Source organism: Phyllobacterium sp. (assembly GCF_037994425.1).
In the GTDB taxonomy this organism is placed as follows: Bacteria; Pseudomonadota; Alphaproteobacteria; order Rhizobiales; family Rhizobiaceae; genus Phyllobacterium.
This window is the reverse complement of the sequence record NZ_JBBNAM010000105.1, coordinates 29,449-41,607: the sequence shown is the minus strand read 5'-3', so window position 1 is coordinate 41,607 and position 12,159 is coordinate 29,449. Positions and strand designations below refer to the sequence as shown.

The 12,159-nt window shown below is 58.2% G+C and carries 12 protein-coding genes; 6 read left to right on the top strand and 6 right to left on the bottom strand.

Features of this window, described 5'->3' with window-relative positions:
• Nucleotides 1-25: 25 nt before the first annotated feature.
• The 6 genes from AAAB35_RS07490 to fabD form a co-directional block, all read right to left on the bottom strand.
• A complete protein-coding gene (locus AAAB35_RS07490) occupies nt 26-913 on the bottom strand; it encodes a YicC/YloC family endoribonuclease (protein ID WP_340667588.1) in 888 nt (295 codons plus the stop codon).
• 40 nt (nt 914-953) lie between these two features.
• Entirely contained in the window at nt 954-2,156 is a 1,203-nt protein-coding gene (gene mltG, locus AAAB35_RS07485) for an endolytic transglycosylase MltG (protein WP_340667587.1), read from the bottom strand.
• Between the two features lie 105 nt (nt 2,157-2,261).
• The gene (gene fabF / locus AAAB35_RS07480) at nt 2,262-3,524 is read right to left on the bottom strand and encodes a beta-ketoacyl-ACP synthase II (protein ID WP_340667586.1); all 1,263 of its coding nucleotides are present in this window, start codon (nt 3,522-3,524) and stop codon (nt 2,262-2,264) included.
• A 110-nt stretch (nt 3,525-3,634) separates the two neighbouring features.
• A complete protein-coding gene (locus AAAB35_RS07475; RefSeq protein ID WP_008128530.1) occupies nt 3,635-3,871 on the bottom strand; it encodes an acyl carrier protein in 237 nt (78 codons plus the stop codon).
• 257 nt (nt 3,872-4,128) lie between these two features.
• The gene (fabG, locus tag AAAB35_RS07470; protein ID WP_340667584.1) at nt 4,129-4,866 is read right to left on the bottom strand and encodes a 3-oxoacyl-[acyl-carrier-protein] reductase; all 738 of its coding nucleotides are present in this window, start codon (nt 4,864-4,866) and stop codon (nt 4,129-4,131) included.
• Nucleotides 4,867-4,883: 17 nt separating this feature from the next.
• Nucleotides 4,884-5,828 carry an ACP S-malonyltransferase gene (gene fabD, locus AAAB35_RS07465; protein WP_340667583.1) on the bottom strand — a complete coding sequence of 315 codons (945 nt, stop codon included), beginning with the start codon at nt 5,826-5,828 and terminating at the stop codon, nt 4,884-4,886.
• Between the two features lie 445 nt (nt 5,829-6,273).
• Between fabD and rpsF the strand changes: the two genes are divergently transcribed.
• The 6 genes from rpsF (at nt 6,274) to AAAB35_RS07435 (ending at nt 12,155) form a co-directional block, all read left to right on the top strand.
• Nucleotides 6,274-6,702, top strand: coding sequence for a 30S ribosomal protein S6 (rpsF, locus tag AAAB35_RS07460; protein WP_340667582.1), 429 nt, complete (start codon nt 6,274-6,276; stop codon nt 6,700-6,702).
• Nucleotides 6,703-6,951 (top strand): 30S ribosomal protein S18, encoded by a 249-nt coding sequence (rpsR, locus tag AAAB35_RS07455; RefSeq protein ID WP_027229803.1) that lies wholly within the window; start codon nt 6,703-6,705, stop codon nt 6,949-6,951.
• A 148-nt stretch (nt 6,952-7,099) separates the two neighbouring features.
• Nucleotides 7,100-8,068: a DUF2232 domain-containing protein gene (locus AAAB35_RS07450; RefSeq protein WP_340667581.1), complete on the top strand. Its 969-nt coding sequence runs from the start codon at nt 7,100-7,102 to the stop codon at nt 8,066-8,068.
• Nucleotides 8,069-8,087: 19 nt separating this feature from the next.
• Nucleotides 8,088-8,657, top strand: a complete 570-nt coding sequence (gene rplI, locus AAAB35_RS07445; RefSeq protein WP_340667580.1) for a 50S ribosomal protein L9 — start codon at nt 8,088-8,090, stop codon at nt 8,655-8,657.
• A gap of 370 nt (nt 8,658-9,027) precedes the next feature.
• On the top strand, nt 9,028-10,308 hold the full coding sequence (locus AAAB35_RS07440) for a cyclopropane-fatty-acyl-phospholipid synthase family protein (protein ID WP_340667579.1): 1,281 nt from the start codon (nt 9,028-9,030) through the stop codon (nt 10,306-10,308).
• Nucleotides 10,309-10,661: 353 nt separating this feature from the next.
• On the top strand, nt 10,662-12,155 hold the full coding sequence (locus tag AAAB35_RS07435; RefSeq protein WP_340667578.1) for a replicative DNA helicase: 1,494 nt from the start codon (nt 10,662-10,664) through the stop codon (nt 12,153-12,155).
• Nucleotides 12,156-12,159 lie beyond the last annotated feature (4 nt).

The window sequence follows — 12,159 nt, the reverse complement described above, 5'->3', positions numbered from 1 at the left end:
CGTCTTTTGATGCTGTTGAACATGATTACTCCAGATTCTGAATTTGCTCGCGCAATTGATCCACAACGGCCTTCAGGTCAAGTCCAATTGTCGTGATCGATGCCGCATTCGCCTTGGAACAGAGTGTGTTTGCCTCGCGGTTGAACTCCTGCGTGAGGAAATCGAGCTTGCGCCCGACGCCGTTACCTTCTTTCAGCAGCGCGCGCGCCGATGCAACATGCATTTCCAGCCGGTCGAGCTCCTCCTGGATGTCTGCCTTGGTGGCAAGAAAGGCGGCTTCCATGTGGAGCCGTGCCTCATCGAGCGTTGGTGCCGCATCGAGCAGAAGCGCGACCTGAGAGGCAAGCCGGGCACGTATGGCATCGGGCGAGCGGCTCGGATCAAGTCGCGCCTGCTGCACCAGCATCTCTATTGTTGTGATCTGGACCCTCAGTATCTCGCCAAGCGCCTTGCCCTCAGCCTGGCGATTGTGCGCGAGTTCGATGAGCGTTTCGTCGAGCACTGCAAGAACGGCGCTCTCGAGTTCACTCTGGTCGCCTGGCGCAATCACGTCCTGCGGCACGTCGAGCACCCCGCGCAACGCCATCAAACCCTCCGGTGTCGAAGGCGCAAGACCATATTCTTCGCGCAGATGTGCCGCGATGGAGGCCAATTCCTTCAGGAGCGTTTCATTGAGAAGGGTCCGGCCTGTGCTGACGATTCGATCGACGGTCAACGCAGCCTGAAAATTGCCGCGCTTGAAATGCTGCGCGAAAAAATTGCGCGCTTTCTGCTCAATCGACTCGAGCCCAGTCGGCAGCCGAAACCGCACGTCCAGGCCCTTGCCATTCACCGATTTGATCTCCCAGGAAATCTGTGCGCCGGCAGTATTGCGGAGGTGACGGGCAAATCCCGTCATGCTTTGCAGTGACATTGTTCCCCCTGGAGTCCGGCTTCAAATCGGGCTCTTCAGTTTAGTTGCTGCTGTCGACGTCCGTTGTGGCGTTCTTGTCGCCTGTCGCAGCCTTGGCGGCTTCATCCAGGCGATTCTTCTCGACCTCGCGCCAGCGCTTCACATTATCATTGTGTTCTTCAAGCGTCGCAGCAAATACGTGCCCGCCGGTGCCATCGGCAACGAAATAAAGCTCGTTGGTATGCGATGGATGGGCAACAGCCTCGAGTGCATCGCGGCCGGGGTTGGCGATCGGGCCGGGCGGCAATCCATTCACCGTGTAAGTGTTATAGGGCGTCGGCTGTTCCAGGTCTGACTTGAGGATCGGACGGTCAGCAGGCTTGCCCTTGCCGCCAAAAAGACCATAGAGGATCGTTGGATCCGACTGCAGGCGCATTTTCTTGTTGAGGCGGTTGATGAAGACGGCGGCAACGCGCGGGCGTTCATCGGCCTTTCCGGTCTCTTTCTCGACGATGGAAGCGAGGGTTACGAACTCATCGATCGTCTTCAGCGGCACGTTAGGATCGCGGCGTTCCCAAATGTCCTCGACAAGCCTCTTCTGGTCAGCCTGCATTTTCTTCACGATCTCTTCACGCGTCGTGCCACGTGAGAAGCGCATGGTATTGGCAAAGAGCGATCCTTCTGCTGGCAACACGGCCGGGAGATCGCCCGTCAGAACATCGTCCTCGCGGATACGCTCGAAAATTTGCTCGACGGTCAGGCCTTCAGGGATAGTCAGGGAATGAAGAACCGACTTGCCACTGCGCAGCAGCTCCATGATCTCGTGCATGGAAGCGCCGGCCTTGATCTCATATTCGCCGGCTTTCATGTCGTTCTGATAGCCATAGGCGCGCACGGCATATTTGAACACACGCGCATCTGAAATGATGCCCCGGCGTTCAAGCCCGTCAGCAATCTCAGCAAAACCGGTACCGCTCTTTACAACGTAGTTGGTTGTAACCTCGGTAGGTCCCGCCTCGTTGAAGGCTATCTTGCCGAAATACACCGCAGCAGCAGCGGCCAAAACGACGAGTACGACCAGCGAGAGAAGAAAATTCGCAAACACGACAATCTGACTGCGGGCGCGGCGCGAGCGTTTTTTCGGCGCAGGCGGCGGCGTGCCCGGCTCAGGACGCAAAGCCTCGGAAGCCGATTGCGGGACAATCGGCTTACGTGCCGGCGGGTTGCCGGCGTTTGCGTCTCCAGATTGTTGATCTGAGCTCACTCAAGCACCTCTTGATATCCTTTGCTCTAGGGTCAGGACCTAAAGGCGGTAGAATCGATTGCGAATATGGCGAAAGCGCGAATGAGCGCCCCCGCCATGCTTCCATCACTGTTGATAACGCCGCAGTACGAGCGAGGCGTTCGTGCCGCCGAAGCCGAAGGAATTGGACAGGGCAATATCGATCTTGCGTTCGCGCGGCTTTTGCGGAACGAGATCGATCCTGGTTTCCTTCGACGGCTTGTCCAGGTTGATCGTAGCAGGCGCAATGTTGTCACGAATGGCCAATGCGCAGAACACTGCCTCCGTCGAACCTGCCGCGCCGAGAAGGTGGCCAATCGACGATTTCGTCGAAGACATCGAAATCTTCGACGCGGCATCGCCGACAACGCGCTCGACCGCACCAAGCTCGATAGTATCAGCCATCGTCGAGGTACCATGCGAATTGATATAGTCGACGTCGTTGGGTGTGATACCAGCGCGCTTCAAGGCCATTTCCATGCAGCGCTGCGCACCTTCGCCGTCTTCAGAGGGGGCGGTAATATGGAAGGCGTCGCCGGAAAGACCATAGCCTATGATTTCGGCATAAATCTTCGCTCCGCGGGCCAGCGCATGTTCCAGCTCTTCGAGAACGACAACGCCTGCGCCCTCGCCCATGACGAAGCCATCACGATCCTCGTCATACGGCCGCGAAGCGGCCGTGGGATCATCGTTGCGGGAAGTGGACAAGGCCTTGCAGGCAGCAAAGCCGGCAAGCGAAATGCGGCTGACTGGCGATTCTGTGCCACCAGCCACCATCACGTCGGCGTCGCCGAAGGCAATCAGACGGGAAGCATCGCCGATTGCGTGCGCACCGGTCGAGCAGGCCGTAACAACAGCATGGTTGGGGCCACGCAGCTTGTGCTTGATGGAAACGTGGCCGGAAGCGAGGTTGATCAGGCGGCCCGGGATAAAGAACGGCGAGATACGCCGCGGACCCTTGTCGCGAAGCGTATAACCCGCCTCGACAATACCCTCCAGTCCGCCAATGCCGGACCCGATCAGCACGCCTGTGCGAATTTGATCCTCATCGCTCTCCGGCGCCCATTTGGCGTCGGCAAGTGCCTGATCGGCGGCGGCTACGGCGTAGATAATGAACGGATCGACCTTGCGCTGCTCCTTGGGTTCCATCCAATCATCCGGATTGAACGTCCCATCTGAGCCGTCGCCCACCGGAATCCGGCAGGCGATCTTGCAGGGCAGATCATCAACTTCGAATTCCGTGACAAGCCGTGCCCCACTTTGCCCGGCAAGCAGCCGAGACCAGGTGGCTTCAACACCGGATGCGAGAGGAGACACCAGCCCAAGGCCGGTTATGACAACACGCCTCATGGCCGATCCTTCAATGTCATATGCAACATGATTATTTCCGGCTCCACGCATGAACGAGGAAGGCAGAACACCTTACATCACCATCCGCGCGGTGGCGAGCCGAACGAAAATCAGGCCTGTGCCTTGTCGATGAACTTGACCGCATCGCCGACAGTCAGAATCGTCTCAGCAGCATCGTCGGGGATCTCGACGCCGAATTCTTCTTCAAAAGCCATCACGAGCTCGACAGTATCAAGGCTGTCGGCGCCCAGATCGTCGATGAAGCTCGCACCATCGGTGACTTTCTCGGCATCAACGCCCAGATGTTCAATGACGATTTTCTTGACGCGTTCTGCAGTATCACTCATGTGGAAACCTCAACCTGTTGTTATTCCCTATGCCTTGGTTAGCGGCACGGATGACTCTAATCAAGCAATAAGATGGTTGCTTTACCCTGTTCAGCAGCCAAAACACCCACCCTTGCGGCTTTTTCCTTGCGGAATTGAAAGGGCATCAAATCGGTTTGATTGCCCAAACTTGTGCGCGACTTATCACGCTTTATTCACAGCCTCAATCTCATAAATGTGATTGGGACCAATACCCACCGATACCGTGCGGTAACGGCTCAAATCATTGCCATGCCGCCATTGACGTGGATGGTCTGACCGGTCACGTAGGCAGCCTCGGCACTGGCAAGGAATGCAACCGACGAAGCAACCTCGCTGCCGGTGCCCATGCGGCGCATCGGAATGGCCGACATGATGCTTTCCTTCTGCTTGTCATTGAGCTTGTCGGTCATGGCCGATTCTATGAAACCGGGCGCGACGCAGTTTACGGTAACATTGCGGCTGGCGATTTCCTGCGCCAGCGACTTGGTGAAGCCGATCAAACCGGCCTTCGAGGCGACATAATTGGTCTGGCCGGGATTGCCGGTAACGCCGACGACCGACGTGATGTTGATGATACGGCCATAGCGGCGACGCATCATCGGGTGCGTCAGTTCGCGCGTCAGCCGGAAAACCGCCGTCAGATTGACCTCGAGCACGCTGTCCCAATCGGCATCGCTCATACGGACGAACAGTCCATCCTTGGTGATGCCAGCATTGTTGACGAGGATATCGACGCCTTCGAGATCGGCCTCTGCCTTCTCGCCGAGCGCCTTGACCTCATCCCTGTTGGTAAGATTGGCTGGAAATATCTTGACGCGGTCGTTGAATTCGCCAGCGAGCGATTCCAGTTTCTCAACGCGGGTGCCATGCAATCCGACGGTCGCGCCCTGTGCATGCAGCGCACGCGCGATCGCCTCGCCGATACCCCCCGTCGCACCAGTCACGAGCGCCTTGCGGCCGGTAAGATCAAACATCGTGTGTTCCTCTTGTCTCAAGCGTTAAGCACGGCGACCGCCGCATCGATGTCTTCCGGCGTGCCGACGGCGACCCCGGAAATGTCCTTGTTGATGCGGCGAGCAAGGCCCGTCAACACCTTGCCCGCGCCGATCTCATAAAGCGTGGTAACACCATTCTCGCCGAACCACTCTATGGTTTCACGCCAGCGGACCTGGCCGGTAACCTGCTCTACGAGGAGGCGCGCAATCTCATCGGCGGATGTGACTGGCGCCGCGCGCACATTGGCGATGAGCGGAACAATCGGATCATTCTTATGCACAGCGGCCAGCGCTTCGCGCATGGCTTCGGCGGCAGGCGCCATCAGCGCCGAGTGGAAGGGCGCGGAGACAGGCAGCATGATGGCGCGTTTCGCCCCCTTTGCCGTGGCCAGGGCCGCAGCGGCCTCAACCGGCGCCTTCGCGCCGGAAATCACGAGCTGCCCGCCGCCGTTGTCATTGGCAATCTGCACGGGTCCTTCGGCGGAAGCCTCGCGGCAAACGGCTTCGACATCCTCATGTTCGAGCCCAATGATGGCAGCCATGGCGCCCTCGCCGGCGGGAACAGCCTTCTGCATGGCGTTGCCGCGGATACGCAAGAGCCGCGCCGTATCGGAAAGCGAGAAGGTTCCGGCAGCGCAGAGGGCAGAATATTCGCCGAGCGAATGACCGGCTACGTATGAGACCTTCTCCTTCAGCGAAACACCTTTTGCCTCAAGGACGCGCAGGACCGCGATGGAAACGGCCATCAAAGCGGGCTGGGCATTGGCCGTGAGGGTCAACGTCTCTTCGGGACCTTCCCAGATGATCGTCGAGAGCTTCTCGCCGAGCGCTTCATCCACCTCGTCGAATACGGCACGCGCCTCGGCGAAATTCTCCGCCAGCGCCTTTCCCATGCCGACGGCCTGGCTCCCCTGACCCGGGAAAGTGAATGCTATGGACATGGAAGGGGCCTCCAATGGTTGGCTCGCTTGTCAATCTGACGCGCGATGTGCCTATCGGCAAGCGCGAAGTCAAGCTTTGATACTGCCGTGGCAGGACAGCCCACAGTATTGGGCCTATTGCTATATTGACGGAAAGGGTAGTAGTTCTGCTGCGGAGGTCGCTTTCGCCTTCGCTCCGCAAATTCCGCCTCGTCGAATATTCTTGGCGAGCGGGTTGCTTCTTCGACCTTTTGCCCGTATAAGCCCCCCGTTCATTGCTCGGCGTCAGCTGGGGGCTGAACGGAGGGCCGGATCGAGTATCCGTCGAAGTGTAAAGCTTCAGCCTCCCGTGTCTCCGCTCTCGATCGTCTCCATCAGCGTCCTTTCTTCCCCGGTCTTCCGGCAGAGAGATTCGCAGAGGTTTACCGTTGATACCGGGCAATACTAACGAAGAAAGGCAAAGACAATGGCTCTTTATGAACATGTGTTCCTTGCCCGACAGGACATTTCGCAGCAGCAGGTCGATGCGCTTGTAGAACAGTACAAGGGTATCATCGAGACCAATGGCGGATCAGTCGGGCGTATCGAAAGCTGGGGACTGCGTGCCCTCACCTATCGTATCAACAAGAACCGCAAGGCGTACTACTCGCTGCTCAACATCACTGCTCCGGCAGCGGCTGTAGCAGAACTCGAGCGCCAGCAGCGCATCAATGAAGACGTCCTGCGCTTCATGACGATCCGCGTCGAAGAACACGAGGAAGGCCAGTCGGCCATGCTCGCACGCCGCGACGATCGTCGTGACCGTGACGACAACAAGTTCGGCGGCCGCGATGACGACCGTCCGCGTCGTCCGCGTCGTCCACGTGACAACGAAGCCGGTGAAGGAGCAGAATAAATGGTTGATATCAATCAGATCCCGACCCGCCGTCCGTTCCATCGCCGCCGCAAGACCTGCCCGTTCTCGGGTGCGAATGCGCCGAAGATCGACTACAAGGACATCAAGCTCCTGTCGCGCTACATTTCCGAGCGTGGCAAGATCGTTCCTTCGCGTATTACAGCTGTGAGCCAGAAGAAGCAGCGCGAACTCGCCCAGGCGATCAAGCGTGCGCGTTTCCTCGGCCTGCTGCCCTACGTGGTGAAGTAAGACAACACCGAAGGCGGCAGCGCTTTGCCGCCGCCTTCCTTTTTTGCCATCCGCGATGGGCGCGGGCCTGGCAGACTCTGAAAACCCAAGTTGAGGCTTTGGTCGAAGGACCGCCTCTAACTGCTGAGAAAGCAGGACAGCGAGCGAGATGAAACTGACTGCAAAAGATATTGGCGTTGGAGTGTTGGCGGGGCTGAGTGCCGCGCTGCTCTCGGTCGGCGTTATCACGCAGTCGACGCTCGCGATGGCGCTGCTGCTATTTTCGCCCCTTCCTATATTCGTTGCCGCCCTTGGCTGGGGTACCGGCGCGGGCTTCATTGGCGCCCTCTCGATGGCGGTTGCCGTTTCCGTGCTCGCCGCCCCCACTGCTGCCCTCGTCGTCGTGCTGATCACCGCCCTACCCGCCGCGGCCGCCGCCTATTTTATCGGCCTCGCCCGTCCTGCGGAGGAGATTGGCGGGCCGAAGAATGCCTATGTCTGGTATCCGATCGCCGACATGCTGTTGCGGCTTGCGCTGATCGTTGGCGCCACCTTCGTCGCCATCGGCGTTTTGATCGGCTTCGGTGATGATTTTGCAATGCAGCTCGCGAAGTCGCTCGGACAGCAACTTGCAGCCAGCAATCCCGAACTCGCCGCCAACGCTGACGCGGTTCAGGATATGGCGCTGTTCATCGTGCGCGTTCTGCCGGCGATGCAGCCGGCCGTATGGGTCATGATCATCGTCGCCAATCTCTACCTCGCGCTGCGCCTCACGGCGGCATCGGGCAAACTGCGGCGCCCGAAAGATGACTGGCCGCGCGCATTGCGCATGCCGCGTCCTGCCCTCGCGGTCTTCGCAATCGCTTGTGCCGCTTGCTTCCTTCCGGGCGGCATCGGCTATGCCGCAACAGCTTTTGCCGGCGCCCTCGGCGCCTGCTTCATCATGGCGGGTTTTGCCATGATGCATGCACGGACGCGCGGCGCGCCCTGGCGTCCGGTGGCGCTATGGTTCGCCTACTTCGCCGTCATGCTCTTTGTCTTCGTACTATTCCTCTTCCTTCTCGCCGGACTGTTTGACACATCGCGCAGTGCTCCGGTCTCGAAGGCTGCAAATACAACACCCAACAACGACAATTGAACTGAAAGGAAACTCAAAAATGGAAGTCATTCTTCTCGAACGTATCAGCCGCCTCGGCCAGATGGGCGACACCGTAAAGGTAAAAGACGGCTTTGCCCGCAACTTCCTTCTGCCCCAGGGCAAGGCCCTGCGCGCCAACGAAGCCAACAAGAAGAAGTTCGAAGGCCAGCGCGCCCAGCTCGAAGCCCGCAACCTCGAGCGCAAATCTGAAGCTCAGGCCATTGCCGACAAGCTCGACGGCAAGACCTTCGTCGCCATCCGCTCCGCTGGCGAGACCGGCCAGCTTTACGGTTCGGTATCGACGCGTGACATTGCTGACCTGATCACGGCCGAGGGCTTTTCGCTTAACCGTAATCAGGTTGAGCTCAACACCCCGATCAAGACGATCGGCCTGCACAATGTCATTCTTGCCCTGCATCCTGAGGTTGAGGCATCGGTTACGATCAACATCGCTCGTACAGCCGACGAAGCCACGCGTCAGGTAAAGGGTGAAGACCTTACCTCCGCACAGGCGATCTACGGAATTGAAGAAGCTCCGCTTTCGGATGAATTCTTCGAAGAGGACGAAGAAGGCGAAGAAAACGCCTGATCTTACTTCAGTTACCATTTGGTGACTGCTTCATTCCAGTTGAGCAAAACACCCTGCAGCGATGCCGGGTGTTTTTTTGCTTTTCAGAATGAAAAAATTGAGTAGATTTACTTGTCCTACCCATGCCCGACCTAGACTCAAGGTTGAGTCTTCTAGAGCAAAGGATATCCAAATGGCACCAATCCGCCGGAGGAAATTCGGGATACGGTCGAAGGGTCAGGCAAGGCCGATATTACTTCGGACCAAGCCTGATCCCGCAGGAATTGTTCCGAATCTAGACGGCATCGTGGGTTCCCGCCCAAGAATTGATACCTTTTGGACATCCTTTGCTCTGATGGCCGAGCTCTATCGTCAATGATGGAGATTGTTCATGAATGCCATTCTAAAGGCTGCACTATCGCGGCTGATCCACACAGGTACATTGATAATAATGGACGCCTCGGGCAAATCCCGGACGTTTGGCGATGGAACGGGCGAACCGATGACCTTCCGCATCAACAGCGCCGCTGCTGAACGGAAAATCGCTTTCGATCCGTCGCTGCACTTTGCCGAAGCATATATGAACGGCGAAATCGACGTACTTGATGGGAATATCTACGACGTCCTCAAGATCATCTTCGAGAACACCGGGGCGACTGTCGCCCGGGAACCCTGGATGCTGGCAATCGAAGGCATTCGCCGCGCGACCCGCAGGTTGCACCAGATGAATACGCTTACCCGAGCATCGAACAATGTGCAGAGGCATTACGACTTGTCGGAGGACCTCTACCGTCTCTTCCTCGATGGCGACATGCAGTATTCATGCGCTTATTTCGAACGGCCCGACGCGACCCTCGAAGAGGCGCAACTGGCCAAAAAACGGCATATTGCTGCAAAACTTCTTGCCGGAAAGGGCCACAAGGTTCTCGACATCGGTTGCGGCTGGGGCGGCCTTGGTCTTTACCTTGCCAAATTCCTCGAAGCCGACGTTACCGGCGTAACGTTGTCTCAGGAACAGCATGGCGTTGCCAGCAAGCGCTCCTTTGACGAGGGGCTTTCAACAAGAGCGCGCTTCGACCTGCGCGACTATCGGACGCTCGAGGACGGTTTCGACCGAATAGTCTCAGTGGGCATGTTCGAGCATGTCGGCGTTGGCCATTTCGCCGAGTATTTCCAGCATACGGCGCGGCTGCTGAAGAAGGATGGCGTGTTCCTTCTGCATTCCATCGGTCGTTCCGACGGTCCCTCCTATACGAATGCGTTCATCCAGAAGTACATCTTCCCGGGCGGCTATATTCCGGCGCTGTCGGAAGTCATTCCCCATATCGAGAAAGCCGGTCTGGTCATCACCGATATCGAGATACTCCGCCTCCACTACGCCGATACGCTGCGCATCTGGCGGGAACGTTTCATGGCCAACCGTGAACAAGCCAAGGCCATTTACGACGAGCGCTTCTGCCGGATGTGGGAATTCTATCTCGCCGCCTCGGAAGCGGCTTTCCGCTGGCAGAACCTCGTGGTGTTCCAGATCCAACTGGCGCACCGGCAGGAGGCCGTGCCATTGACGCGCGACTACATTGGCGAGGCGGAGAAGCGGCTGAAGCGGCTCGAATGCGAGCGCAGCTCCGCCAACAGCCAGGTGAGCACGAAGGAGTCGGTGGCGAGGCGGTAAGCTGCCCCTCCTCCACCTCCGCAGTACTTTCCGTCCATCCAGATCCGTTGCCATCATCCTGGGGCTTGACCCGAGGATTCATTTTCCTGCGCCTTTTGTTGAGGGGTCAGACGGCGGCCTTTTCGGTGGATCCTCGGGTCAAGCCCGGGGACGACGGAGAGTATTGCTTTGCTAAATTTGCTGTGCCGGGTGTAGATTCGGCAAGGCGAATCGGGCCCCGAATCTGCCTCTCTGAGTCAAGCTTCAAACAATCCGAGTGTGCTTTTGTTGTGGATTGAAATGTATGTTTCGACCGCGCATTGCGCCGTCAAATAGCCGGTGGCCATAGTGAAGGGATAACAGGAAAAGGCGAAATGGCTGAAGCAACGGTACGCAAGATCAATGAGGCGCGCGATGCGTTCTACAGGGAGGCTCCAAATAATATAGAAGCGGAACAGGCGCTTCTCGGTGCCATTCTTGTCAACAATGATGCCTTCTATCGCGTTTCCGACTTCCTGAAGCCGACGCATTTCTGCGAGCCCCTGCACCGCAGGATTTTCGAGATATCATCCGACATGATTCGCATGGGCAAGATGGCGAATCCCGTCACGCTGAAGACATTTCTGCCCGCCGACGAGAAGGTCGGCGAAATGACCGTAATGCAATATCTTGCCCGCCTTGCCGCCGAGGCCGTTACCGTCATCAACGCGGAGGATTACGGTCGCGCCATCTATGATCTCGCGACACGCCGCGCGCTGATCACCATCGGCGAGGACATGGTCAACATTGCCTATGACGCGCCCGTCGATGTGGCGCCGCAAGGGCAGATCGAAGACGCGGAGCGGCGGCTTTTCGAGCTTGCGGAAACCGGCCGCTACGACGGCGGATTCCAGACGTTCACCGACGCGGTGAAAACCGCTGTCGACATGGCCAATGCCGCCTTCATGCGTGACGGCCATCTCTCCGGAATCTCGACGGGCATTCGCGCCCTTGATGCGCGCATGGGCGGCCTGCAGCCCTCCGATCTTATCGTCCTTGCCGGACGTCCCGGCATGGGCAAGACCTCGCTCGCGACCAATATCGCCTTCAACATTGCCGCTGCCTATGAACCCGAACAGCAGGCGGACGGCAGCTTCAAGGCCAAGAATGGCGGCGTCGTCGGTTTCTTCTCGCTCGAAATGTCGTCCGAACAGCTGGCAACGCGTATTATCTCTGAGCAATCGGAGATCAGCTCCTCGAAAATTCGCCGCGGCGAAATCAGCGAGGCCGATTTCGAAAAGCTCGTCGCCTGCTCGCAGCATATGCAGCGCGTACCGCTTTACATCGACCAGACCGGTGGCATATCCATCGCCCAGCTTGCGGCGCGAGCGCGGCGCCTGAAGCGGCAGCGCGGCCTCGATGTCCTCGTCATCGACTATATTCAGCTGATGCAGGGCTCGTCCAAGCGCGCCTCGGAAAACCGCGTTCAGGAAATCACCGAGATCACGACTGGCCTGAAAGCGCTCGGCAAGGAGTTGAACACGCCGATCATCGCCCTCTCACAGCTGTCCCGCCAAGTGGAAAGCCGGGAAGACAAGCACCCGCAGTTGTCGGACCTGCGCGAATCCGGCTCGATCGAGCAGGACGCCGACGTCGTCCTTTTCGTTTATCGCGATGAGTACTATATCAAGAACAAGGAGCCGAAGGCAGGTACGGAAGAGCATTTCAAGTGGCAGGCCGATTTGAACGAAGCTGCAGGCAAGGCGGAGGTCATCATCGCCAAGCAGCGCCACGGTCCGACAGGAACCGTAAGGATGGCGTTCCAAGCGGAATTCACCCGCTTCACCGACCTTGCCGAAGACTCGCATCTTCCCGAACGATTCGAGTGATGAT

What these genes read in the sequence shown, in the direction of transcription:
- AAAB35_RS07490 (WP_340667588.1), bottom strand. Translation starts at nt 913, where the DNA reads ATGTCACTGCAAAGCATGACGGGATTTGCCCGTCACCTCCGCAATACT.
- fabF (WP_340667586.1), bottom strand. Translation starts at nt 3,524, where the DNA reads ATGAGGCGTGTTGTCATAACCGGCCTTGGGCTGGTGTCTCCTCTCGCA.
- AAAB35_RS07475 (WP_008128530.1), bottom strand. Translation starts at nt 3,871, where the DNA reads ATGAGTGATACTGCAGAACGCGTCAAGAAAATCGTCATTGAACATCTG.
- fabG (WP_340667584.1), bottom strand. Translation starts at nt 4,866, where the DNA reads ATGTTTGATCTTACCGGCCGCAAGGCGCTCGTGACTGGTGCGACGGGG.
- fabD (WP_340667583.1), bottom strand. Translation starts at nt 5,828, where the DNA reads ATGTCCATAGCATTCACTTTCCCGGGTCAGGGGAGCCAGGCCGTCGGC.
- rpsF (WP_340667582.1), top strand. Translation starts at nt 6,274, where the DNA reads ATGGCTCTTTATGAACATGTGTTCCTTGCCCGACAGGACATTTCGCAG.
- rpsR (WP_027229803.1), top strand. Translation starts at nt 6,703, where the DNA reads ATGGTTGATATCAATCAGATCCCGACCCGCCGTCCGTTCCATCGCCGC.
- AAAB35_RS07450 (WP_340667581.1), top strand. Translation starts at nt 7,100, where the DNA reads ATGAAACTGACTGCAAAAGATATTGGCGTTGGAGTGTTGGCGGGGCTG.
- rplI (WP_340667580.1), top strand. Translation starts at nt 8,088, where the DNA reads ATGGAAGTCATTCTTCTCGAACGTATCAGCCGCCTCGGCCAGATGGGC.
- AAAB35_RS07440 (WP_340667579.1), top strand. Translation starts at nt 9,028, where the DNA reads ATGAATGCCATTCTAAAGGCTGCACTATCGCGGCTGATCCACACAGGT.
- AAAB35_RS07435 (WP_340667578.1), top strand. Translation starts at nt 10,662, where the DNA reads ATGGCTGAAGCAACGGTACGCAAGATCAATGAGGCGCGCGATGCGTTC.